Origin of the sequence: Halomonas sp. 113 (assembly GCF_904067645.1) — a bacterium.
Lineage (GTDB): Bacteria > Pseudomonadota > Gammaproteobacteria > Pseudomonadales > Halomonadaceae > Vreelandella > Vreelandella titanicae.
In genome coordinates this window covers 4,855,969-4,878,728 of sequence record NZ_LR881453.1, presented here as the reverse complement: position 1 = coordinate 4,878,728, position 22,760 = coordinate 4,855,969, and the positions used below count along the sequence as shown (strand labels likewise).

Sequence of the window (22,760 nt, the reverse complement as noted above, 5' to 3'; positions counted from 1 at the left end):
TTCGGGCACGAGCTCAACTCTCTACTGAAATTAGCCTAGCACAAGCTGCCGAAGTAGGATGAGGCTCGTAAGCTTTTCTTTTCAACGCTCCTTCGTGGCGGGCTCTATTGGGACTCATAACATTTTCCAGCTTTGGCGGGTGTGCTGCAGGAGCAGTATTGCTTAGATGGTAGCTGGTGGGCAGAGACAAAGTGCCGAGTAAGCAAGAGCTCCGCGTAAGCTCTTGAGAACCAAGAGGCGGGCGTATGCTTATGGCCATCATACTGTTAGCTGCCAGTGCGAAGCCCGAACTTTAAGCCGACATAAAGTCGTTCCAGCGCCTTACCAAATAGTTATGCTCATCCATGACGGTATTCCACACCGCGATACGGCTCATTCTTGTCTGGTAATCTCCGCCGTCGCGGATTTCGCCTCGATGAATCATGTCAGAGCTGCCATCAGGGCCCGGAAGGCTCTTGGCGGCAGGTTTGCCGCCATACCAAAAGTCCCACTCAGCAGTGGATAGGTGAGGGCGAGTTAGTTCTGGGGTGGAAATGTAATAGCCCTGGCGGGCCATGACGGCGCCGGGCCAACCAGAAATCCACCAGTTGAGGTAGTCATAGGCCGCATCTAGCGTGCGCCCCTTCACATGCCGTGAGATTGACATGCCGCCGTACCAGGCGCGATAGCCCTCTGTTGGCGCCGCCATGCGCACCTTTATGTTGCGTTTTTTGAGGTCTGTCATGGCGGGCGACCACAGGCTTTCGATGCCGACCCGGCCGCGAACCATATCGGAAGAGGCTTGATCCTGGTTGCTCCAGAAGGCGCGGAAGTGTTGCTGACGCTTAAGATTGATAAGGCAATCAATAAGGCTGTCGATCTCTGCCAGGCTGAGATTGCCCAGGTCTTCGAACTCGACCAGCCCTGCTGCTTTGGCTGCCAGTGCGGCGTCTATTGCGCCGATGGCGCTGTCATTTTGCAGGCTGACCATGCCTTTCCAGCGCTTGTCCAGCAACCAGCTCCAGCTCTCTTTGTTGATATCCAGCCCTTTGGGGAGCATGTCTGTGCGATAACCGAAGCTGTCCACATTGTGGCTAACCGGGAGCATGGTGATATGCCCACTGGGGCGAGAACCGCAGCTGCCATCGGGTTGGACATAGAGTAGGTTGACCGGGTTACTGCCTGCCCCCAGGGGGGCGTGGGGCGTCAGCCTTCCTGTCTTGGGGAGGTCATTGATCATGTCCCAGTGTTTAATGCGATCCACCTGAATGGGTTGAATCGCATTAGCGGGCCACACGAAGTCCACGTTGTGAAACCATTGGTCATAGATATCGAAGCTGTCAGGGGTTAATACCCCCGCTTGCTGTGCGGCAACACCATCGAGCACCTCAAAGGTTAGGCGAAGGCCCAAGTCTTCCCGAGCACGCTTGCGAATGCTTTCAAGCAGCGTCACCGAGGTGCCGAGCACCCTTAGGGTAACGGGGCCTCGCTGCACATAGGGCATGGCTAGCGGTTTGGGGGATGCAGCTTCATGCATGGAATATCCTGGGGCTTGGGTGGTTGCTAACGGCATTCATGAAGGTATTCAGCGAGTCTGTCACGCACTTGGCGGTGATGCCATGAGTGATGAAAATCAGCTCCGAAATGCGGTCGTCTTCAGGCCAGGCGTTTACGTGCTCAGGAGGATGAATGGTGTGCTGAACACCGTGTATTATCACCGGGCGGGTATCACCTTTTACATGCAGCACGCCTTTGACGCGCATGATGTGACTGCCATGGCGGTTGAGCAACATGGAGAGCCAAAGGCCAAAGCACGTCCAGTCCACTTCGCCGTCGAAGCAGAGGCGGAATGACTGAACATCTCCAAGGTGAGAAGCCGCGTCAGGTGCTGGCGGCTTACGCCAGGGCCCAAGCCATGTTTTTACCTCTGAGTAGCTGTAGTGGTCAATATGCGGCCCACTGCCGAAGAGCTCATCACTGGCCTGCTTTAAGGCTTCCTGCCCCAATTGCTGCGCTGCCGGGTTGATGGAGTCAATCAGGCTTTGAACTTCATCAAGCTGGGCTTGATCGACCAGGTCGACCTTACTGATGACGAGTTTGTCGGCGACAGCAATCTGGGATTCCCACACCGGCTGGAGCTTGCGGCTGGCGGTGGCGTTGAGGGCGTCGACCAGCGTGAGATTGGTGCCTGGGCGCAGATGGTGCCGCAGTACAGGATCAGCGGTGATCGTTGAGGCGATGGGGCCGGGGTCTGCCAGGCCAGTGGTTTCCAGAATGATGCGCTTGAAGGGTGGGATTTTGCCGTCCTGTCGCTGTGACATCAGGCGCCGTAACGCATCAGACAGTTCGCCACGAATGGTGCAGCAGACACAGCCACTGGATAGCAGCACGGCGTCTTCGGCGATTTCTCCCAGCAGGCGGTTGTCTAGGCCCACGTCGCCAAATTCGTTGATCAGCACGGCGCTGTCGCCGAAATCTTCACTGGCCAGTACCGATTTGAGCAAGGTGGTTTTGCCACTACCCAGAAAGCCGGATATCACGTGAACCGGTAGCAGTGGCGTCTTGTCGTTCATTGATCGGCTCCTCTCTGGGGCAAGCTAGAAACATCTAAGCATTAGTTTAACGATGCCAGAAAATTCTCATCCAACGGGTCGATATCCCGCCCGGTCATCAGCTCGGCTTGGCGCCAGATGCCGCCTAGATCCTGCACAATCTCTCGTTTGCCTGTTGCGCTGGCAATCACAAAGCTGGAGGCCTGAAAATCCTCGAGCACGAGGCGATGTGGCTTGAGTACGCGGTTGATCAGTTCTGCCCGATAGGCCCTGGCTCGGCGACGCTCGTAATGGGCCTGTTCAGGGTCTTCAATGTGAGTGCTCCAGTGGTTTTCACCGCCGAATACGCCGCATAATCCGCACATAACAGCTCCTTTAACAGTTGATTCAGAGTGGCAACGGGCCTATCGGGTCGCAGTCGGGAAGCCCCAAGTGATCGCTGGCGGCAAGTGCAACTCTCATAAGTGCCTCATCTTCTCCGCAAGGCGCCGTTAGCTGGATGCTGGTGTGCTGCTGATTCTCGTCCACACCGCTAGGCAGTGCGATAGCGGGGGAGTCAAGCAGGCTTGCCACCATGCTCAGCCGCAACGTGGCGAGATTCACTTCAGCGAAACGCTCGGGATCATCTTCCAAAGGGGCAAGGAGGGGGCCCGTGTGCGCAACCGTGGGAGAAAGTAGCGTCGCCCCGGCGAGTTCATGGCGAAGCTGCGCTTGAAGTGCCCTGCGCTGGCGATAAAGCGTCACTATGCTGTCCGGTGCCATCTTCTGCGCACTCAATAATCGCTGCCGAACCCTTGGATCCATAGCCTCTGCAGCGTCACTTTCCAGCAATTCACGGTACTCGGTGTAAGCTTCTGCTGCGCCTAGCCAGCCGTGATGTTGAATGAGGAGCAGGGTGTCGCTTACGCTGGCAAGCTTTCGTCTGACTAGGTGAAAGCCAGCATTAATAAGCTGCTCGGCGCTGCGCTCCAGGTTTTGCCGCACACCTGCTTCGATACGCTCGTCGTCCAGATAGGCGGTATCCAGCACGATGACCGTGCGCTCGGGGTCAGCACCCTTCCGCGCTGTGACCTCTTCTCCTCGTATGACATCGTCGATGGCCAGACAGTCTTCCAGAGACGTAGCGATGACACCAATGGTGTCCAGGCTATGGGCTAGGGGAGTGACGCCTTGCCGACTATGGCGAGCCTGGGATGGGCGATAGGATGCCAGACCATTAAAAGCGGCAGGTACACGCAGCGAGCCTGCCGTATCAGTTCCGATTGCTGCAGGAACGATACCTTTGGCGACGGCCACTGCTGAGCCGGAGCTGGAGCCGCCGGGCACTCTGGGTTCTCCCTTACCCGGCGTATGGTGAGGCGTGCCATAGTGCGGGTTCAGCCCAAGGCCTGAGTAGGCCAGTTCGGTCAGATTGGTCTTGCCCAGGCATACCATGCCAGCCGCTGTCGCATGGCGAACCGCCGTGGCATCGTACATGGCGGGCTTTTCGGTGAGCACTCGGCTGCCAGCAGTCGTCACTGCCCCAGCAATATCGAACAGATCCTTCCAGGCGATCGGGACACCATCGAGCGGCCCTAACGAAGCGCCGTGCGCTTGGCGCCGAGCGGCGGCCTCGGCCTCGAACATGGCGCGCTCCGGAGTGAGCGATATAAAAACGGCGTCACTGTCTTTAGCCGCCGCCAGGCATTGCCGCGTCAGCGTTATAGGGTCGAGCTTGCCATGTTTGATGGCTTCGCCGATGGCAAGGGCAGTACTTGGATAATGGGCCATAAAAAAGTCCCCCGAGTTAGTCGATTGGCGCTGTAGCGACGATGAAGGCCAACTTAGCGATCTTCACGCTTAAGCGCAGAGGTCGGGATGTCGTCGGTCGTCAGGCGCTCGAAGCGTTTCTGCTCGGTGTAGACCCAATTAAGACCTACTGATGTCGCCAGAAAACGATCATCAAAATTGCTCTCTAGCTCTTCTTGAGGATAGCGGCGCAGGATCCAGGTTTTCATCAGTATCACGTACACCACCAACGCGGTGATGAAGCCAACGGCATAAGCGTACTCTAGGAATATGAGTGCCATGGCCCCGCCCGCCAGCCAGGCGATAATGCCAGCTGGATTGAAGCCGTTGAAAAAGCGGAATTGGCCTTCGGGATCGTACAAGGCGGGCACATTAAGGCGACGGTGCCGCAAAATATAGTAATCTGCCACCATAATGCCGCCGACAGCGGAGAGTACCGCGCCATAGTAGCTAAGGAAGGTAAACAAATTGTTCAGAATCAGCCAAGGCATGGAAGCGGTGCCGATGACACCGGCGATGACCAAGGCGACAGGATAGCTAATACGAGGTGCACCGGCATTGACGAAGGTAAGGGCGGCCGGAATCAGGTTGGCGGCATTATTGGTAGACCACTGAGCCAATATCACCATGGCTAATAGTGCCACCATGGTGAAGCCTCCACCCTGGCCTTGAATGACGGTGACGGGGTTCCAGTCACCTGCCGCGATAAAGGATACGCCACCAATCAACGCAACCCAGGCCTGGGTCGCAGGTAAGGCCAGAAACTGTGCGACGAAAACGTTGCGATTGCGGGCGAAGAAGCTGCGTTGTCCTCCTGGCGTGCGTAGGAAGCGGGTCAAGTTGGGAATATCCACCGCTAGTGCTGACCAAAAAGCCATGTTGGCGAAGAACAGCGCCAAAGGCACTACTTGTTGATCGCCAACAAACGTCCAGATATTGATGCCGCTGGTCTCAGCTAACACGTTGAGCGTGAAGTACATCCAGACTGAGATGGCGACGATGCAGGGGGCGGCGATAGAGGCCAGCAATTCTACTGCACGAATGCCGAGAGCGGTGTTGACGATCTGCACTACCGCGAAAAGCACGTACCACAATACCCAATTATCAAACCCCCACAGGTACTCCACAATGCCGTTAAGGGCCAGGGCGCCGAGGTAAGTTTGTACACCGAACCAAATGGCAGCGACCACACCACGGGAGACAGCCGGAAGATGCGTGCCCTTGATCCCAAAGGGGGCACGTAAGTAGACGGCAAAAGAGAGGCCGTGTTCTGTACCTATATCAGCGGTAAGACTCATGACGATGCCAAGCACAAGGTTGGCAAAAAAGATGATAGCTACCACCTGAACCAGTGGCAGGCCAGCAACACCACCCGCGCCGAGCTGAAAGGTGGCAATGATGACGGCCATCCCGATCCATAACCAGATAAAACCAAAGAAACCAATCGTTCGCTGATTCAGCCAGACCGGCAAGATGGAGGCTTCCAGCAAGTTCTGGTGGCTATTGTCTGATCCAGCCGACGTTGCTGGTTCGTTGATACCTTTTGTGGATTCCATTGCATTGTTCCTCTGAATTATTGGTAGTTAGTTTTGGTGACAATGGCGTGATCATTTTTATAAGGATTAAAATGTAGTATGGATACAAAAATCATTAGTTAGCAAGGGGTGCGCTATAATTCTGCGGCGCAAATTGGCCTGAGATAATCTAATATTCTGTTCTGAATAGAAAAAAATTAAGCAAAGTCTTGGCGAGGGGCATTTGAAAATGCTTGGAGGGCTGTCGCCGATTTAGCTTGGCTCAAAAGGCAGGGAAGGAGGTGTTAGGATATAACAATTTGAATGTACCGTTGCTTAGATGGCGATAGGTAAGCAGGCTTGGCAATAGCTAGTCTTGGTAATAACTAGGGAAGGATAAGTTTGTGGAGGATGTGGTTCTGACCATTGACGAGAGTTCTAACAACGTTCAAGAAGGGCAAGCTCCACGCTATGCCAAGATTCAAGAATCGTTACGCGATGCCATTCTGTCTCAGCGTTTGCCGCCCAGCCTGGTGCTGCTTGAGGGGCCGCTGGCGAGAATGTATGGAACCAGTCGCGGGCCAGTGCGCAAGGCGCTTGAACTGTTACATCAGGAGGGGGTGATCAGTCGCTTTGAGGGGCGCGGTTTTTTGGCGACCTCCGAGCCTGAAACGGTCACGCCGGAGCGTCAGACGCTGACACCGGAGATGTTGGGGCTAGCCCCTGACTATAAGTCCCAGATCGATGCTCGTCCGATTTCTGACCGCATATACGCCGAGGTGGAAGAGGCTGTTGCCACATGCTTAGCCTTTGGCCACTTTCGCATCGTTGAGACGACGCTTAGTGAATATTATGGCGTCAGCCGTACTGTCGCCAGGCAAGTGCTGGGACGCCTTCGTAACCAACGGTTGGTAGAAAAAGATAATTACTCGCACTGGTTGGCGGGGCCTCTTACTGCCCAGGCAGTGGCTGAAGATTTCGAAATTCGTGCGCTGCTTGAACCGGCAGCTCTTAGGGCTTCAGGGCCTCTGCTGGATAAAGCGGAACTAGAGGCGATGAAAGCAAACACTCAGCGCTTGATTGACCATCCTGAATTGCAGAGTGCGGAGTCGATCACTCTCCTTGAGCAAGATTTGCATCAGCGATGCCTGCGTCATTACCGAAACCGCAAGGCTTGCGAGATGATTGCTCAGAGCCAGCTGCCGGTCATCGTAAACCGTATGTTTTTTCAAACGGTCGGCGTGCCCCCGAACGAGCCCCTTTTGAGGGAGCATCAACTGGTGCTTGATCATCTGTTATTTGGTGCTTTCGATGCTGCCGCTTCAAGTTTGCAAGCACATCTCCAGGCGGCTGCCGAACGTACCCGGCGCCGGTTAAAGGTATTGTCAGTTTTTCCAGAGCCAGACCTCCCGCCTTACCTGCTCAAAATTTCTTGAGCCGCTCTCTTTGAACGCCCCTGTTGTTCTGTTAAAGCGGCTAGATACTTGCGATAAGGGCAGTTTCTAGCGCTTTGGGTTCTCTTCTGAAACGTAACCTGGATTTAAAAGTCAAAAAAATGCCCAATTTTGGGGCGTTTCCATAGTTTTAAGCTCTCCTTCAAAAATGTGCTGCACCATGCAGTCTAGGTTTTTGCTGTCAAAATTCATGAATTTATCGAGCTTATAGCCTTATTTTCGGGCTTTTTAGCGATTTTTTGCCTTTTTGGTGCGGTTTGAAACGATGCATTGAGCATTTTTGGGTGTCGATAATACTTCATTGACAAAAATGACTGTTGTGTCCAGTCTTCAATTTATGGCGTTTGGAGACAGTGATCATTCGCCTGCTGCAAGCACACCATGACCAAGTATTAATAACGAGGTGTTCAAAATGGCTAAAAAAGAGATTCTCTGCGCATTTGGTGTTGATGTTGATGCCGTCGCTGGCTGGCTGGGGTCGTACGGTGGTGAGGATTCGCCCGACGATATTTCCCGCGGTTTGTTTGCTGGTGAAGTGGGGGCGCCGCGTCTGCTTAAACTGTTTGAGCGCTACAACCTGAAGACGACCTGGTTCATTCCCGGCCACAGCATTGAGACTTTTCCTGAGCAGATGAAAGCGGTTGTTGATGCCGGTCACGAGGTTGGCGTTCATGGCTATAGCCACGAAAACCCGATCGCCATGACACGAGAGCAAGAGCGGGACGTGCTCGACTACAACATCGAGCTGGTCACCAAGCTATCCGGTAAGCGACCAACAGGCTATGTGGCCCCGTGGTGGGAGTTTAGCCCAGTCACCAATGAGCTTTTACTTGAGCGTGGCATTAAGTATGACCACAGCTTAATGCACAATGATTTCCACCCCTATTACGTTCGCGTCGGCGACTCCTGGACAAAGATTGATTATTCCAAGCCTGCAAAGGAGTGGATGAAGCCGCTGGTGCGCGGCGAGGAAACCGATTTGATCGAGATTCCTGCCAACTGGTATCTCGATGACCTCCCACCGATGATGTTCATCAAAAAGTCCCCCAACAGCCATGGCTTTGTTAGCCCGCGTCATTTGGGTGAAATGTGGCAAGACCAGTTTGATTGGGTCTACCGCGAGAACGACTACGCGGTGTTTACCATGACCATTCACCCTGATGTTTCGGGCCGCCCTCAAGTGCTGATGATGCTTGAACGTCTGATTGAACATATGCAGAGCCATGAGGGTGTACGCTTCTGCACCTTCGATGAGATCGCCGATGACTTCGCTAAGCGTAGCCCGCGCAGCTAATGCCGCTAAGCATTGTTAAGACTAAATAACGATAATTGAAACGAGGGTGAAGTCGATGGCCGAGCCAAACTCAAGTACGACTGCCGAGGTAAGTCAGCACGCTGATGAGCCCTGGAATGCAGTCATCACGAAAAAACAGATCGGTTATGCCTCGCTGGTCTGTTTCATTGCCTGGGTGGCGTCGGTCTACGACTACACCCTGTTTGGAACCTTACTGCCCGTGATTGCTGAAGACTTTGGCTGGAGTGCTGCCAAGGCGACCGCGATTAATACTTACGCCACGATAGGGGTATTTCTTGTTTCACTAGTCGTCGGCTTTCTGATCGACCGCTATGGACGCAAGAAGACGTTAATCATGTTGGTGATTGGCGGTGCCGTTAGCTCAGGTTTGTCGGGGGTCGCCATTGGTGCTGCTTCCATGGTGATCATTCGGGCCTTTTCTGGCTTTGCGGTGTCCGAGGAGGTGGTGAATGCCGTCTACCTTAATGAAATCTATAAGAAAGCCAAGGGCCGCGGCTTTATGTATAGCCTGGTTCAGAGCGGCTGGCCGGTAGGTGCGCTGCTGGCAGCGGGTATGACGTCGCTGCTGTTACCTGTGGTGGGCTGGCGTGGCAGCTTCTTTGTGGCTGCCTGTGCCTCCATCATTGTCATCGTGATGGCCGTCAGACTTCCTGAATCGCCAGTATTCGCTGCGATTAAGGAAGTCGAACGTCGTCGCAAGGCAGGAGATGCTGAAGGCGCCGCAAAGCTGGCTGCTGAACAAGATCTTGAAGTCGATACCGGCAGTAACTTGGGGCTGAAGGGGGTTTTTGCGCCGGAATTACGCCGCCATACGATCTCCTTATCATTGGTCTGGCTGTTCAGCTGGATGGCTATTCAGGTCTTCGCGGTGTTGGGCACGACAGTGCTAGTGGAAGCGAAGGGAGTGAGTTTTGAAAACTCGCTTTACGTGTTGATCCTGGCTAACGCCGTTGGCTTTGTCGGCTACCTGAGCCATGGCTTGGTCGGAGATCGTATCGGCCGCCGTAACACCGTGCTGATGGGGTTCCTGCTGGGTGGTATAGCCAGCATCGTTATGTTGCTTGGCCCAGCGGATGACAGCTTTATCTACATGATGTACGCCATCACACTGTTTTTCCTGCTTGGCCCTTTTGCGGCAATCCTTTTCTATATGGGTGAATCTTTCCCCGCTCATGTTCGCGGTACGGGGGCTAACGTGGCCCACGTCATGGCCCCGGTAGGCGCCATTATTGGTTCAGGTTTGGTTTCCATACTGCTGACGATTGGCGTCAGTATGACTTGGGCAGCGATCCTGGCGGGCTCTTTGCCATTGGTTCTCAGTGGCTTGTTGATGTTTGGTACGCGCCATGTGGATCACCTCGAAAATGACCCTATAGAGGAGGCTGTGGCATGAGCGTATTAGCGCGCGACGATGGTCTGGCAGGCAAGGTGGCCATCATCTCAGGTGCCGCTAGCGGCATTGGCCAAGCCCTTGCAGTCTGCTATGCCAAGGCTGGCGTTAAGGTGGTGGCAGGCTACTACCCGAACGATCCCCATGATGTAGAGGAAACGGTTTCCGCGGTAAAAGCCATTGGCGGAGAGTGTGTGGCGGTCGCATTAGATGTGAGAGATGCCAATCAATGCGATCACTTTGCACAGACGGCTATCGACACTTTTGGTGCTCTGCACATCGTTGTTGCCGGTGCTGGCATTCTGCGCCAGGCACCCTTAGAGGAGCTTACCGATCAAGCGTGGGACGACATGCTATCAGTCGACTTGACGGGGGTAATGAGGGTCTTTCGTAGTGCTTCCAAGTTGATGCAGGAAGGGGGCTCTATGGTGGCTATTTCCTCTATCGCAGGAGGCGTGTATGGATGGGATAACCACGCCCATTATGCGGCAGCCAAAAGTGGCTTAGTGGGCTTAGTAAAGTCTCTGGCAGTTGAGCTAGCCCCCCGAGGTATTCGTGTTAATACCCTGATTCCAGGGTTGATCGAGACGCCTCAGTCGCTGGATCCTGTTAATTCGCTGGGGCCTGACGGCTTAGCGGCAGCCGGTAAGTCAATTCCTTTAGGGCGTGTGGGGTATGCCGATGAAGCAGCCCGTACTGCGCGTTTTCTGAGCAGTGACGATGCAGCCTACGTAACAGGCCAGCAACTGGTGGTCGATGGCGGCTTGACCGTGCGTTGGCCGAGCTAATCGTTTGCCTATGAAGCGAGGAGACATCCTCGCTTCTTTTATTTAATAAGCTGGGTGATCCTTATGTCTAAAAAACTTCAGGGAAAAGTTGCCCTTGTCGTGGGTGGCGCTAGCGGCATCGGCCGGGCTATTGCGGAGTGTTTTTATGCCGAAGGGGCCACCGTTGCCTTGGCTGATCGCAATCGTGACGCATGTGAAGAGTTAGCAATATTACTCGGAGCTAGTGCAACGCATCATCGTGTCGATGTCGCTGATGAATCTTCTGTTCAGTCGATGGTTAATGAGGTGGTACGCCAGCACCAAGCTATCGATGTACTGGTCAATTGCGCGGGTATTCTGGATGAAACGCCTTTCTTGGAAATGTCTGCTGAGACGTTTGATCGAATGATCAGTATTAACTTGCGCGGCGCTTTCTTGGTTGGGCGCTATGTTGCCGCGGAGATGGTGAAGCGAAAAAGCGGCCGGATTATCAATATTTCCTCTCAGCTAGCACTCAAGGGAGGCGTGGGCTTATCTCACTACTGCTCAGCGAAGGCTGGGCTATTGGGGCTTACTAAATCGATGGCGAGAGAGTTAGCACCCTACGGCATTCTTACCAACGCCATCGCCCCAGGCCCTATTCTAACGCCGATGCTTGAAGGGCTTAGTAAAGAGTGGGTGGCCAATAAAGAAGCCGAACTTCCTCTCGGTCGGTTTGGAAAAGCAGAAGAAGTGGCGCCCACGGCGCTTATGCTCGCTGCCTCTCCCGATGGCGATCTTTACCTTGGGCAAACGCTCGGGCCTAACAGTGGCGACGTCATGTAGCGGGCTGAAAATAGACTTATGTTAAGCCTTATTTTTGTAAAGTGGCTTTCCACCACGTTAGTGGTGGTCTGCGTATCACTTGCAGCTGTTCGTCTGGGCCCTAAGGTTGGCGGTGTTTTGGCAGGTACGCCAATAGTGCTGGGCCCTGGCTACTTTTTCATGATTCGCGAGCAATCCGACCCCTTCGTCGCTGATGCGGCACTGGGCTCTTTACATGCTATGTTGGCGACGTTGATATTCTGTCTTAGCTACGTGCTGCTGGCTAAGCGATTGGGCGCTTTTGCGAGCGTTGCTTGCGCTGCACTCATTTGGATGTTTGCAGCAGCAATAGCGGATCAGTTACCTGGAGGTGTTTTCCTAGTCTTGGCGCTTTTCGGTATAATGTTACTATTTTCGCGGGCTTACATTAATTCAATCGGGCTCTCTTCCAAGCCCGTTTCGGCACTCGTACGTTGGGGAGATTTGCTCGTTCGTGGTGTGTTAGCGGGCGGTGTTGTCTGTTTAGCGACAATTCTATTGGTTAATGTCGATCCTGCTATCTCGGGTATTGTGCTGAGTTTCCCTATCGGGATGTTAACCATTGCTCTGACGCTTCATCAGCGATATGGGGTTGAAGTAGCGCGTGTTACGTTAGCCAATACGCAGCTTGGAATGCTCAGCTTAGTAGCGTTTAGTGCTGTGTTGAGTGCAAGTATCGAATTATTGCCTTCCGGTTTTGCGTTTTGGCTTTCATTGTTTTTATCGCTTTTCGTTAGCACTTTTCTGTGGCTTTTTAGTCGGTGGGAGAATAGTCGCAAAGTTGTTTTTAAGTCCTGAGTCGCCACGGTTTTCGTAAGAGCCTTAAAAAATTATGCTGTAAATTTTTAAGGGAAAGCATGAGGCATCCCTGCCATTCACTGCCTAGTTTTGCACTTAGTATCTGCATCCGCCTAGCTAATCAGGAACTCCTGAATCTTTGGTTATGGTGTCTATTGTGGCCTCTCGCCCAAATCATGCTATGTGGCTAGCTAAAATATTATTCGCAACAGGTTCGCTATTCAGAGTGACTGTCTATTATTGCCACCGCTCTACACCACCCAGCAGATGCGCGCTCAATCAGTACCGGGAATGCCGAAAAGGTGAACCCGTGTGCTGGCAGTTCATTGAGCCGTGCTAGTTTTTCGATATGGCAATACTCCTTGTCGCGACCTGCGTAATGCCCTGGGAAGAATGCATCTGAGTCACCTTTACGAAGCGCCTCGGCCATCATCGGTATAGGAATATCCCAGCCCCAACCATCAGTACCCATCATGCGAATACCTTGCTCAATCAACCATAACGTCGCCTCGCGGCCCATGCCGGGGTGACGCATCGCCCAGTCGTGTCGATCAAAATCCATCCAGCGGTCGGTGCGTATTAGCACGATATCAAACGGTTTTAGCGTGTATTCGATGCGCGCCAGCGCTTGCTGCAGATCATCGACACCGATGACCTGCCCAGCTTCCATCCATGAAAAATCTAAGACCACGCCGTCCCCGTGGCACCACTCTAGAGGGATCTGGTCGATGGTGCGTGCTGGCTTGCCCTCAGAGGTTGGGCCGTAGTGAATCGGGGCGTCCATATGTGTGCCTGCATGCGAGGATAGGGTGATCCGCTCGCTGGCCGAATGGACACCAGGCAATGGCAGGTCGCCAGGGTCCACTCCATAGGCGGTGGCCCGCTGCCGAGCCATCGCGTAGTGGTCGATGTACTCGATGTGCTGCTCTTGGGTATCAAATGATGCGTTGCGAATGGGTAATGACAAATCGATGATGTGTTTGCTCAAGGGAAACCTCCTAATGCATTACAGACTTGATGAAAAGGAATCGCTATCGGCCAGCCAAAGGGGGGCATCGAAGCGATGGTCGATAATCGTCTCAAGATGGTGAGCGAGGGCGAGGACGCCTAGGTCTGTATGGCGTGGTCCTACAATCTGCAGCCCAAGCGGTAACCCGTGCTGACCCAGAGCAAAAGGCAGGGATACAGCAGGCACTTCGCAGTAATTGAACAGAGGCGTAAATGCGGCGTGGGCCCGTTGCGAAGCGGGTTGTCCTCCGATGGTGCCGGGGTGCGAAGCTTTTACTGGCCAGGCTTCCACTGGCGTCGTGGGGCAGATAAGAAAGTCGAAGCGTTCGAAAAAGTTATCCAAGGCCTGAATGAGCGTTTTGCGACGCAGCTCGTCCGCGGCGTAATCTGCCCCGCTTATGCTTAAGCCTTGAGTGATCTGATCGGCTAGGGCGGGGTCCAACAGTTCCGGCGTATCACGCAGCACATGGCCAAATTGAGCAGCCAGGGCCGCTTGCTGTTGGCGTAATAAAGGATACTCGAATGTATGGGCGGGCCAGTCGGGGGCAGCGTGTTCGAGTGTTAGCCCTGCGTTAGCCAGCGTAGCGATGCAGTCATCGAAGGCTGTTGCAACGTCTGCATTGAGGCGAAACCCACAGCCTAGGTCGCTGGTCCAGCCAATACGAATAGCCTGGGAATCGAGACGTTTTAAAGCATTGGTGAAGGGGCGGTCGACGGTGAGCTGGGCGGGTAGCGGATGGCTACGCGGGTCGCGAGGGTCATGGAATACCGCGCCGTCGAGTAGCCAGGCGCAGTCCTCAACATCTTTGGCCAATACGCCGATGTCGGAAATCGCATAGCTGGGGTCATCGAACCCATGAGGATCGGGAATCAGGCCATGCGTTGGCTTGAAACCTACTAATCCTGTGTGGGCCGCAGGCCGACGTATCGAGCCACCCGCATCGGTTCCCAGCGCTAGCGTGCCTAGCCCCGCGGCAACCGCGGCTGCCGCACCCCCCGAAGAGCCGCCGGGGGTGGTGTCTAAATCCCAAGGATTACGGGTCGTGCCATGCAGGGAGTTACTGGTGTGACCTTTGCAGGCAAATTCGGGGCAATTGGTAATGCCGATGCAGAGAGCGCCAAGTCGTTTAAGGCGTGCTACAACGGCACTGTCGCAGGGGGCTACATGATGCCGATAAACTTGCGAGCCATAGGTCGCAGGCCTGCCACCCAGCCAGAGGTTGTCCTTGATACTAAACACACTGCCAAGCAGCGGAAGTGCTTCGCCAGCATGTCGGCGTACTTCGATAGCCTCCACCTGACGCATCACATCAGCGTGGTCAGCGTCTACGAAGGCGATCAGTGAGGGATTGATAGACTCAATGCGAGCCAGAGTGGACTCAGCGAGTTCAGCCATTGTTAGTCCGCCCTGGTGGATAATGTCATGCAGGGCCTTGGCGCGCAGTTGATGAATCATATGGATGTCCTTGCCGACGGCAGGCCACTTAGTAACTCCGTACAAGGGCCGCTGAGGCCTGACAATGTCGTGGTGTAAGGTCCGTTCACGTGGGAGGGGGGCAGATTCAGTCGGATCAGGCCTTCCAGAAGAATTACCCCGCTTGCGATGCCATCGAGGAGCGGCACGGGAACCAGTGGTTGCAAGCGACGCTGGAGACCCGTCATTGAAGCGCCCGCAAGCACCACGGCCTCGCTGCCTTCATTTACGACCAGGTCCATGATAGCTGCGCGGAGGGCCGCCTCGCTGTCTGCGGGAGCGGCGTGATGCGTTTGTACCGTGGCCTCAATAGCACGTAGCCCGGCAAGCCGTTCACGCAAGCCATAGTTCAAAATGCGTTCACGATAAAGGGGAAGGGTATTGCGGTCCGGCATCACCACGCCGAACCGGTTGCTGACGAGGCACGCCTGCCAGCAGGCAGCCTCGGTCATCCCGACCACTGGAACGTTCAGTACTTCACGCAGGGCTTCCACGGCCGTATCCAGTGAAATCGCCACCAGAACGGCGTCATAAGGGTCTTGATGGTGGGCCACGGCATCCAGAACAGCATGACCGGCGATAACGTTGCTGGCCCGGCTTGAGACCAGGTCTGCACCGAAACGGGCTGTTACCGCACTGATCTGAACATTGGCCCCCGCATGACGCTCGGCCTCGGCCAGCAGTTTTTGGGTAACCGTTTTGGAGGTGTTGCCATTGACGAGCAGCAGCCGAGTCATTGTCTGACTCCCGCTTCGAAAGGCGACGGCGGCGGGCAATGTCGAAGCCAGTGCTGGGCTATCTGTTCACGGGTGGCATACCAGATAGGTAGCCCATGCAGGCTTGAGAACAGGTCGCGAAGGCCATCAATGCGTCCGGGACGACCAATGATACGAGTATGCAAGCCAATGGTGAGCATGCGCGGTGCCTGTTCTCCTTCACGCAGCAGGGCCTTCACGGCGTCCATCACATAGTCATGAAAATCGCGCCCGCGATGAAAGCTATGGTTGACGAAGAAGCGCATGTCATTGGTATCGAATGCGTAGGGCAGTACCAGGTGGGCGCGTTCGCCATATGTGACGTAATAAGGCAGGTCATCGTTGTAGGCATCGCTGTCGTAGAGGAAACCGCCATGCTCTATCAATAGACGGCGCGTCTGGACGGACGGGGAGGATTTGGTATGCCAGCCCACCGGCGCGTTGCCAGCAATATGTTGGAAGGTCGCCACGCAGCGGTCGATTAAGGCACGTTCCTCCGGATCAGACATTCCCGCGTGGGATTCCCAGCGCCATCCATGACAGCAGAGTTCATCGCCGCGCTGTCGCGCATAGGCCGCCACCCAAGGGGTCACTTCGAGTGCGCGGGCACAGACATTCAAGGTGACGGGTACACCGGCTTCCTCAAAGGCTGACATGACGCGCCAATAACCGGCACGAGTGCCATATTCGAAGTGACTCTCCATACACAGGTCTGGAGCGTCCTTGATTTGGCACTGCACCTCATGCGTGTCCTCGTTGCTTGGATCGCCCGCCCGCAGACTAAATTCGGCACCTTCCTCCAGATTGAGCACGAAGGAGAGCGCTAGCCGAGCGTTATTGGGCCATTCAATACGAGGTGGCGAGGCGCCGTAGCCAAAAAAATCCCGATCGATGAGTAAGGGTAAGCGTGTCTCCATGCTCATCGCTCCCACAGGTCGGCGTAGCGTGCTTTCCAAGGAGCAAGGCGCTGGTAGCGCTGCGCCAAGTCGAGCAGTAGGTGTTCCGACTGCCAGGGGCCGATCAGTTGCAGCCCGATGGGCAGGCCTTCATGCGACGGCTCGACCGGTAGGTTGATGGCAGGATTGCCTGCGGCATTCACCCAGCCAGTGAACACCGCATGCCCCCTCGGGCCGACTGGCTGGCCGTCGATGGTCGGCGGGTAGGCTTGGCTGGCAGGCCAAGAAAGGGCGGCGATGCTGGGCATCAGCAACATGTCTGTGCTGGTGAAAAGCGTATCCACCTGGCGGCGCAGGCAAGATACAACGTCCAGAGTGTGCCACAACCGGCTGGCCGGCAGACGGGCACCTGCGTTGGCCATGTCTTGGTACTTAGGGGAAGCATGTTCCAGCCAGGTGGGATGAGTCTCGGCGAGGTGCGCTAGGCCAATCTGCCCGACTTCGCTCCAGATTTTGTTAAGCGCTGCTAACTCCAGTGGGAGTGTATCGAACACGACCTCTAGGCCCATACGGGAGAACGTGGTTGCTGCCTTTTCAACATGTCGACGTATCTGGGGATCGACAGGGCAGCCCGGCAGCGAGGAGACACACAAGACGCGTGATGCCGTGGTTCGCCGCCCAGAGTGTTCCATCCATGATTGTCGGTCCTCTAGACAGGCGCCTTCTAGAACATTCAGCATGAGAGCGGCATCTTCAACACAGCGTGCTAGGGGGCCAGCTACTTCAAAATCGAGCAATATCTGAGGAAATCCATCGGCTCTGGGAACCGTTCCAATGGATGGTTTTAGTCCAACCAACCCGCAATGGGCGGCAGGACGCCTAATCGATCCCCCACCGTCTGTGCCTAGCGCCAGTGGCCCGATACCGGCTGCGACAGCAGCAGCGGCCCCCCCGCTTGACCCGCCCGGCGTCAACGCAGGGGCCCAAGGGCTCCCCGTCACGCCATATACCGGGTTGTCGGTATAGCCTTCTAAGGTGAATTCTGGTGCGTTCGTCTTGGCGAATAGCACAGCCCCGGCCTGACGTAGCTTGGCAACAGGCAACTCGTCACGGTCTGGTATCCAGTCTCGTAGGGCGGCCGTGCCCCAGGTTGCGGGTACGCCTGCCAGCAAAAGATTGTCCTTGATGCTGATGGGCACCCCGTCCAGTGGGCTCAGTGGCCTTCCCTCGATATAACGTAAGCCGCTTTTTTCGGCGGCTTCCTGAGCATCTCCGGTCAGGGCGATGACCGCATTGAGCGCAGGATTAATGGCTTCCAAACGTTCGAGAACCGAATCAAGGGCCTCCTTCGGTGACCACTGTCTAGCGCGAAAGCCAGCGACCAGCTCCGTTGCCGTGGATTGCCAGAGTGCCGTCATCGCATCATCTCCGGGAGCCACGTCACAATCGCCGGTACGGTGATAATTAAGCCCGCAAACAACAACATCAGCAGTACGTAAGGGAAGGCACCCTGCATAACGCCACTGATACTTCCATTGTCTGGGCGAATACCATGCACGACGAACAGGTTCATGCCGACCGGCGGGGTAATAAGACCCAATTCACACATTAAGACGACAAAAATACCGAACCAGATTGGGTCGATACCCAGCGCCAGCGCCATGGGGTAGGTAATCGGAATGGTGGCTACCTGCATGGAGAGGACATCCATGAACATGCCCAGCACGAGATAGAACACTACAAGCGCCAGCAGGAACATAACCGGTGTTAGGCCAAGGGAGGTGACCCAACTCGACATGGTACTGGCCACGCCCGTTAAGCTGATGGTTAGGTTAAGAATGAAGGCGGCAGTGATTATCAGCAAAATCATACCGGTTACCCGGGCCGTTTGGATGAAACAGGTGCGAAGGGTGGTCCACGTCAGCTTGCGCTTGAGCCCGGCAAAGATAAGGGCTGTCACCACACCGAGGGCGGCGGACTCCGTGGCGGTGGCGAGGCCGCTATAAATGCTGCCCATGACAATAAAGAACACAACCAACGGGGGAATCAGGTCAACAGAGGCACTGAGCCGTTCTCGCCAGCTGTAGTTTGCTTCTTTGTCTTCATGGCGGGTTCGCATGAGGCTGGACACGGCAATGTAGGCCATGAAAAGCAGGGTCAGCGTGATTCCCGGGATGATGCCCGCCATGAACAATTGGCCAATGGAGGTGTTGGTGAGTGAGCCATAGACAATCAAGTTGACGCTCGGCGGGATCAATATCCCCAAAGCCCCACCAGCGGCCAATGAGCCCAGTGATTGATTAATGGGATAACGGCGTTCATTTAACGATGGCAAGGCCACTGTGCCGACGGTCGCGGCAGTGGCGACTGAGGAACCGGAGGTCGCCGCGAACAGAGCACAAGTACCGATGTTGGAATGCAGCAGCCCGCCAGGCAGACGCCCAAGCCATATCGACAATGAGCGATACATGCCATCAGCAATGCCTGCACGTAGCAGAATCTCACCGAGCAGCACGAATAGCGGTATGGACGTTAGCAGACTGTCGTTCTGTACTCCCCAAACTACCGGAGAGATGGAATTCATAAAGGGAAGGCCGTAGGCCATGATGCCGCCAATGATACCAATGGCGGCCATCGATACGGCAATCGGTAGGCCCAGGAGCATCATGGCGACCATCAGCGCGAAGGCAATGAAGATATAGTCCAAACTCATAGCGACGGACCTCGCTGCCGTTGTGATGCACTATCCAGCTCATCCTCCAGTTCCTGTTTGGCGCTCTTGGGCTGGTACTCCTCGTCAAGACGGGCAAGCTTACCGCTGATAAGCAGCCATAGACTTTTCACAGCCAAGCCAATAGCCGCCAGCATGAAAATGGCCTGTCCGATATACCAAATGCTCTGAGGGTAGATGAGGGGCGTTGCCCAGGAGGTCTGAGCAACACTGCGATAGGCCAATGTGTCTCCGATGACGTTCCAGGCCAGGTAGCCCAACAGGCCAGCGAAGCTGGCCATCAGGACGCTTGATAAGCAGTTGAGCACTGCCCTGAACAAGCGTGGCAGTCGTTCGTGGATGATATCAATTCGAATGTGGTTGCGACCAAACAGTGCCAGGGTGAACGCCAGGGTGGCGCCCACCGCCAAGGCATAGCCGCCCAATTCATGGGAGCCCTGAAGGGAGAACCCGAAGAGCTTACGCAGTAGTACCTCCAGCGTTATCAGCACCGAGAGGGCGAGGAAAATGGCACCGAAGATAACGGCCAGCATGTTTTCGAGTCGCTCGATCATGAAAGGCTCCTTATTGGATTACTCGAGACCGATGACCGGCCCAACATTGGCTTCCCAGTTTGCCGAGCAATCTGGATTCGCCTGATCACAGATATCAGCCCAGGTCGGCAGCGAAATATTCAGGAGGGCCTCACGCACTTGAGCAAGGTCAGCTTCCGTTGGTTCGACATTAACGAGATCGTATTCAGTGCCGGTTTCACACGGCTGCTGGCCGCTGTTGCAGTTAAGCGCATCGTTGTAGAGCGATTCTGAGTACTCCCAGATCTCATCGTTGAGCTCGTTGAAAGCGGCTTGAAGAGTTTCTTGCTGATTGCTATCCAACTGATTCCAGGCCTTGAGGGAAATGGCATAACCGTTCATGGCGCTGCCCATGCCAAGCGTCAGCTGATGCGTAGTGACCTCTGGCCAGCCGGCTGAGTTGGCGGAGCTAGGGCCTGTGATGGCACAGTCTACGGCGCCAAGCGACAATGATTGATGAACCTCTGGAAAGCTCATCGGCACGGCCGTGGCGCCAACCGACTCAACAAATTTAGCGAGGTTTTGGTCGTAGACGCGAACCTTTAGCCCCTCGATATCAGAGAAGCTGGAAACGGGCGCATCACAAAACAGAATTTGCGGACCGAACGGCCAAGCCCCGAGAAGCTTAACGTCAAAGCTTTCCTGAAGTTGCTCGTCAAGCACCGGCAAATAGGCATCTGTAACAGAGCGAGCCGTAGCGTAATCAGGGTTCAGGCCAACCAGGTCAAGGCCGGTCAGGACTGGTGCATCTCGAGAGTTGGGCGACATTCGCAACGAAACGAGATCGAAAAGCCCTGCTTTCATAATGCGTAACTGCTCGGTATCTTTGATGCCAGTCGTGTCGACAGGCTGATAATTGATTTCAATGGGTAACCCAGTGCGTTCAGCGAAGTTCTCAAAGAACGGCTGCTCTTTCTGGCTCTGTATCTTTCCTGTCGCAAGGGGTTGGCCGAGCACTTTCCACTGAATAGTGTTTTCTTGAGCGGCCGCCGAGCCGATGAGTGAGACTGACAGTAAGCCAGCGGCAAGGAGAGTAGGTAGTCGTTGCATCTTGTCGTTCTCCAGCAGAGGGGATAGATGTTGTCAGGTATTGCTTCAGATTGAGAACAATCATGAGAACAATAAAAAATATAATGCATGTTGTGTGCCAGTCAGGCGACAATCGCTGTGCATTATTGATTTATGTTGGCTGGGCAGGGCTAATGCCAGAGAATCAGTAGAGGGAGTGCGAAGCTTGCTGGTGCATAAAAATTTTTATATGCACTATGAGGTGGCAAAAATATTGTTTTTGACGCGCGTATTGAAGTCGTTCGACGCAACATTGTCGAACGCTGTAAAATCAATTTGTACACAATATTGGAAACTGAAAATGCAAAATATGGAGGCTGGAAAGCCCACCATCGAAAGCATCGCCGAGCGCATTAATAACGCTGTGATGGAGCATCGACTGGCGCCTGGCAGCAAGCTTTCCGAAACGCGCATGGCAACCGCCTTCAATGTCAGTCGTACCAAAATTCGTCAAGTGCTTGCTGTACTGGCCAAGAAGGGGCTAGTGGAGGTATATCCCAACCGCGGGGCCTTCATCGCTAGCCCGACCGTGCAGGAGGCACACGAGCTCTTTTCCACTCGCCGGTTACTTGAACCAGAAATTATCCGCAATGTGATTACACGGGCGCAAAAGGCCGACTTAAAGCGGCTACATGAGCACCTTGATAAAGAGAAGACAGCGCGCCAGCAGAATAATCGTCGGGCCATTATCCGTCTTTCTGGCGATTTTCATCTGCTATTGGCACGGATCTCGGGGAATCGGTATATCGAAAACATGATGGGGGAGTTGTGCCCGCTGACCTGCTTGATTATTGCTATGTACGACCTGCCCCAAACCCCCGCTTGTCCCGAAGACGATCATGACAGGATCGTTGCGGCCATTGAGAGGCGTGATGAAAAGGCCGCCATTGAGCTGATGCTGCATCACTTAGAGCATATTGAGAGTGCACTTCACCTAACCAGTAACCACCGCGACGATGTAGATTGGGATCAAATCCTTGGTTGAATATTTCCAGTAACAAGGTTCAGCTTGGCATAGTTTGTGCTTTATTTTGTTAGCAATATTGTTTTCATCATTGTTAACAAATTTTTCTCGCTTTGCTTCACAGCGAAACGGGTTTTAACCAGGAGCTAAGCCACAGCCATGTCTCAATCTAGCATTCGATTCGGTGTCCTTACGCCTTCATCCAATACCGCCTTAGAGCCGCTGACGTGCGCTATGCTCGCCGATATCGAACCGGTGAGTGCTCACTTTTCTCGCTTTCGCGTCACTCAAATTTCGCTTGAACCTGAAGCATTGGGTCAATTTGATGATCGCCCTATCCTCGCGGCTGCCAAGCTATTAGCCGATGCTAAGGTCGATGTGATCGGCTGGAGTGGTACCGCTGCGGGCTGGCTAGGTTTTGAGCACGACATCGAACTCTGTAGGCGCATTGAGGAGTCGACCAATATCCCGGCGACGTCTTCAATTCTGGCGCTTAACGAACGCCTTAAAGAAGACAGCATTTCAAAGCTAGGTCTTGTATCGCCGTATGTTGCCAATGTTCAGTCACGTATTGTCGATAATTATCAAGGTATTGGGATTAGCTGCGTTGCGGAGAGCCATCTTAACATCAGCGATAACTTTGCTTTTGCCGAGGTAAGCCAGGCTTGCTTAACCGATCAGGTCGAGACCGTGGCTAAAGCTTCTCCTCAAGCCATTGTTACTTACTGCACCAACCTGAATGCTGCCCATCTGGTGACCGACTGGGAATCGAGGTTGGGGATTCCGGTACTGGATACGACGGCTACCGTCGTCTGGAAAATGCTGCGCATGACGGGGGTCGACCCGAGGGAAGTGCGTGGTTGGGGCAGTTTGTTCAGTAAGGAGGCTTGAT

The 22,760-nt window shown here is 54.6% G+C and carries 21 protein-coding genes; 8 read left to right on the top strand and 13 right to left on the bottom strand.

All coding sequences use genetic code 11. The features are described 5' to 3' along the window. Positions 1 to 292 precede the first annotated feature (292 nt). Genes YERSI8AC_RS22690 through YERSI8AC_RS22670 form a run of 5 tightly spaced genes read right to left on the bottom strand, consistent with a single transcriptional unit; the run spans position 293 to position 5,875 of the window. Positions 293 to 1,516: an ABC transporter substrate-binding protein gene (locus YERSI8AC_RS22690; RefSeq protein ID WP_159177670.1), complete on the bottom strand. Its 1,224-nt coding sequence runs from the start codon at positions 1,514 to 1,516 to the stop codon at positions 293 to 295. Then, entirely contained in the window at positions 1,509 to 2,552 is a 1,044-nt protein-coding gene (locus YERSI8AC_RS22685) for a CobW family GTP-binding protein (RefSeq protein WP_159177669.1), read from the bottom strand. Before YERSI8AC_RS22685 ends, YERSI8AC_RS22690 begins: the two co-directional genes overlap by 8 nt. 41 nt (positions 2,553 to 2,593) lie before the next feature. Beyond that, the gene (locus tag YERSI8AC_RS22680; RefSeq protein WP_159177668.1) at positions 2,594 to 2,896 is read right to left on the bottom strand and encodes a hypothetical protein; all 303 of its coding nucleotides are present in this window, start codon (positions 2,894 to 2,896) and stop codon (positions 2,594 to 2,596) included. A 22-nt stretch (positions 2,897 to 2,918) separates the two neighbouring features. Beyond that, the gene (locus YERSI8AC_RS22675; protein WP_159177667.1) at positions 2,919 to 4,301 is read right to left on the bottom strand and encodes an amidase family protein; all 1,383 of its coding nucleotides are present in this window, start codon (positions 4,299 to 4,301) and stop codon (positions 2,919 to 2,921) included. 53 nt (positions 4,302 to 4,354) lie between these two features. Next, positions 4,355 to 5,875: an NCS1 family transporter gene (locus tag YERSI8AC_RS22670; RefSeq protein ID WP_159177666.1), complete on the bottom strand. Its 1,521-nt coding sequence runs from the start codon at positions 5,873 to 5,875 to the stop codon at positions 4,355 to 4,357. Between the two features lie 362 nt (positions 5,876 to 6,237). Here YERSI8AC_RS22670 and YERSI8AC_RS22665 point away from each other — a divergent pair, with 362 nt between their 5' ends. From YERSI8AC_RS22665 to YERSI8AC_RS22640, 6 genes are all read left to right on the top strand, one after another. Beyond that, positions 6,238 to 7,269, top strand: coding sequence for a GntR family transcriptional regulator (locus tag YERSI8AC_RS22665; protein WP_201304260.1), 1,032 nt, complete (start codon positions 6,238 to 6,240; stop codon positions 7,267 to 7,269). Positions 7,270 to 7,699: 430 nt separating this feature from the next. Beyond that, positions 7,700 to 8,581, top strand: coding sequence for a polysaccharide deacetylase family protein (locus YERSI8AC_RS22660; RefSeq protein ID WP_027957865.1), 882 nt, complete (start codon positions 7,700 to 7,702; stop codon positions 8,579 to 8,581). A 55-nt stretch (positions 8,582 to 8,636) separates the two neighbouring features. Further along, on the top strand, positions 8,637 to 9,995 hold the full coding sequence (locus tag YERSI8AC_RS22655; protein ID WP_159177665.1) for an MFS transporter: 1,359 nt from the start codon (positions 8,637 to 8,639) through the stop codon (positions 9,993 to 9,995). After that, positions 9,992 to 10,780: an SDR family NAD(P)-dependent oxidoreductase gene (locus YERSI8AC_RS22650; RefSeq protein ID WP_159177664.1), complete on the top strand. Its 789-nt coding sequence runs from the start codon at positions 9,992 to 9,994 to the stop codon at positions 10,778 to 10,780. The genes YERSI8AC_RS22655 and YERSI8AC_RS22650 overlap by 4 nt, the downstream gene beginning before the upstream one ends. A 63-nt stretch (positions 10,781 to 10,843) precedes the next feature. Further along, positions 10,844 to 11,584 (top strand): SDR family NAD(P)-dependent oxidoreductase, encoded by a 741-nt coding sequence (locus YERSI8AC_RS22645; protein WP_159177663.1) that lies wholly within the window; start codon positions 10,844 to 10,846, stop codon positions 11,582 to 11,584. Between the two features lie 18 nt (positions 11,585 to 11,602). Next, a complete protein-coding gene (locus YERSI8AC_RS22640) occupies positions 11,603 to 12,400 on the top strand; it encodes a hypothetical protein (RefSeq protein WP_159177662.1) in 798 nt (265 codons plus the stop codon). Between the two features lie 217 nt (positions 12,401 to 12,617). Here the strand turns inward: YERSI8AC_RS22640 and YERSI8AC_RS22635 are convergent, their stop codons facing one another. From YERSI8AC_RS22635 to YERSI8AC_RS22600, 8 genes are read right to left on the bottom strand one after another with little or no spacing between them, the layout of a single operon-like run. After that, a complete protein-coding gene (locus YERSI8AC_RS22635) occupies positions 12,618 to 13,388 on the bottom strand; it encodes a cyclase family protein (RefSeq protein ID WP_159177661.1) in 771 nt (256 codons plus the stop codon). An 18-nt stretch (positions 13,389 to 13,406) separates the two neighbouring features. Beyond that, a complete protein-coding gene (locus YERSI8AC_RS22630) occupies positions 13,407 to 14,864 on the bottom strand; it encodes an amidase (protein WP_159177660.1) in 1,458 nt (485 codons plus the stop codon). After that, positions 14,861 to 15,619: an aspartate/glutamate racemase family protein gene (locus YERSI8AC_RS22625; protein ID WP_159177659.1), complete on the bottom strand. Its 759-nt coding sequence runs from the start codon at positions 15,617 to 15,619 to the stop codon at positions 14,861 to 14,863. The genes YERSI8AC_RS22630 and YERSI8AC_RS22625 overlap by 4 nt, the downstream gene beginning before the upstream one ends. After that, positions 15,616 to 16,554 (bottom strand): polysaccharide deacetylase family protein, encoded by a 939-nt coding sequence (locus YERSI8AC_RS22620; RefSeq protein WP_159177658.1) that lies wholly within the window; start codon positions 16,552 to 16,554, stop codon positions 15,616 to 15,618. The genes YERSI8AC_RS22625 and YERSI8AC_RS22620 overlap by 4 nt, the downstream gene beginning before the upstream one ends. Positions 16,555 to 16,556: 2 nt before the next feature. Further along, positions 16,557 to 17,951 (bottom strand): amidase, encoded by a 1,395-nt coding sequence (locus tag YERSI8AC_RS22615; RefSeq protein WP_159177657.1) that lies wholly within the window; start codon positions 17,949 to 17,951, stop codon positions 16,557 to 16,559. Beyond that, a complete protein-coding gene (locus YERSI8AC_RS22610; RefSeq protein WP_144809842.1) occupies positions 17,948 to 19,246 on the bottom strand; it encodes a TRAP transporter large permease in 1,299 nt (432 codons plus the stop codon). The genes YERSI8AC_RS22615 and YERSI8AC_RS22610 overlap by 4 nt, the downstream gene beginning before the upstream one ends. Next, the gene (locus tag YERSI8AC_RS22605) at positions 19,243 to 19,818 is read right to left on the bottom strand and encodes a TRAP transporter small permease subunit (RefSeq protein WP_236557402.1); all 576 of its coding nucleotides are present in this window, start codon (positions 19,816 to 19,818) and stop codon (positions 19,243 to 19,245) included. The genes YERSI8AC_RS22610 and YERSI8AC_RS22605 overlap by 4 nt, the downstream gene beginning before the upstream one ends. Positions 19,819 to 19,836: 18 nt before the next feature. Then, complete coding sequence (locus tag YERSI8AC_RS22600; RefSeq protein WP_144809841.1) at positions 19,837 to 20,886, bottom strand: TRAP transporter substrate-binding protein; 1,050 nt, start codon at positions 20,884 to 20,886, stop codon at positions 19,837 to 19,839. Between the two features lie 319 nt (positions 20,887 to 21,205). Between YERSI8AC_RS22600 and YERSI8AC_RS22595 the strand changes: the two genes are divergently transcribed. Together YERSI8AC_RS22595 and YERSI8AC_RS22590 are read left to right on the top strand one after the other, a co-directional pair. Beyond that, positions 21,206 to 21,889: a GntR family transcriptional regulator gene (locus YERSI8AC_RS22595; protein WP_201304259.1), complete on the top strand. Its 684-nt coding sequence runs from the start codon at positions 21,206 to 21,208 to the stop codon at positions 21,887 to 21,889. Between the two features lie 138 nt (positions 21,890 to 22,027). Further along, positions 22,028 to 22,759 (top strand): maleate cis-trans isomerase family protein, encoded by a 732-nt coding sequence (locus tag YERSI8AC_RS22590; protein ID WP_159177656.1) that lies wholly within the window; start codon positions 22,028 to 22,030, stop codon positions 22,757 to 22,759. Position 22,760 lies beyond the last annotated feature (1 nt).

Bases quoted from the DNA above. Each gene is read 5' to 3' on its own strand.
- YERSI8AC_RS22675 (WP_159177667.1), bottom strand. From the start codon at position 4,301: ATGGCCCATTATCCAAGTACTGCCCTTGCCATCGGCGAAGCCATCAAA.
- YERSI8AC_RS22600 (WP_144809841.1), bottom strand. From the start codon at position 20,886: ATGCAACGACTACCTACTCTCCTTGCCGCTGGCTTACTGTCAGTCTCA.
- YERSI8AC_RS22615 (WP_159177657.1), bottom strand. From the start codon at position 17,951: ATGACGGCACTCTGGCAATCCACGGCAACGGAGCTGGTCGCTGGCTTT.
- YERSI8AC_RS22655 (WP_159177665.1), top strand. From the start codon at position 8,637: ATGGCCGAGCCAAACTCAAGTACGACTGCCGAGGTAAGTCAGCACGCT.
- YERSI8AC_RS22660 (WP_027957865.1), top strand. From the start codon at position 7,700: ATGGCTAAAAAAGAGATTCTCTGCGCATTTGGTGTTGATGTTGATGCC.
- YERSI8AC_RS22625 (WP_159177659.1), bottom strand. From the start codon at position 15,619: ATGACTCGGCTGCTGCTCGTCAATGGCAACACCTCCAAAACGGTTACC.
- YERSI8AC_RS22670 (WP_159177666.1), bottom strand. From the start codon at position 5,875: ATGGAATCCACAAAAGGTATCAACGAACCAGCAACGTCGGCTGGATCA.
- YERSI8AC_RS22650 (WP_159177664.1), top strand. From the start codon at position 9,992: ATGAGCGTATTAGCGCGCGACGATGGTCTGGCAGGCAAGGTGGCCATC.
- YERSI8AC_RS22605 (WP_236557402.1), bottom strand. From the start codon at position 19,818: ATGATCGAGCGACTCGAAAACATGCTGGCCGTTATCTTCGGTGCCATT.
- YERSI8AC_RS22620 (WP_159177658.1), bottom strand. From the start codon at position 16,554: ATGGAGACACGCTTACCCTTACTCATCGATCGGGATTTTTTTGGCTAC.
- YERSI8AC_RS22640 (WP_159177662.1), top strand. From the start codon at position 11,603: ATGTTAAGCCTTATTTTTGTAAAGTGGCTTTCCACCACGTTAGTGGTG.
- YERSI8AC_RS22610 (WP_144809842.1), bottom strand. From the start codon at position 19,246: ATGAGTTTGGACTATATCTTCATTGCCTTCGCGCTGATGGTCGCCATG.
- YERSI8AC_RS22630 (WP_159177660.1), bottom strand. From the start codon at position 14,864: ATGATTCATCAACTGCGCGCCAAGGCCCTGCATGACATTATCCACCAG.
- YERSI8AC_RS22680 (WP_159177668.1), bottom strand. From the start codon at position 2,896: ATGTGCGGATTATGCGGCGTATTCGGCGGTGAAAACCACTGGAGCACT.
- YERSI8AC_RS22590 (WP_159177656.1), top strand. From the start codon at position 22,028: ATGTCTCAATCTAGCATTCGATTCGGTGTCCTTACGCCTTCATCCAAT.
- YERSI8AC_RS22690 (WP_159177670.1), bottom strand. From the start codon at position 1,516: ATGCATGAAGCTGCATCCCCCAAACCGCTAGCCATGCCCTATGTGCAG.
- YERSI8AC_RS22595 (WP_201304259.1), top strand. From the start codon at position 21,206: ATGCAAAATATGGAGGCTGGAAAGCCCACCATCGAAAGCATCGCCGAG.
- YERSI8AC_RS22645 (WP_159177663.1), top strand. From the start codon at position 10,844: ATGTCTAAAAAACTTCAGGGAAAAGTTGCCCTTGTCGTGGGTGGCGCT.
- YERSI8AC_RS22685 (WP_159177669.1), bottom strand. From the start codon at position 2,552: ATGAACGACAAGACGCCACTGCTACCGGTTCACGTGATATCCGGCTTT.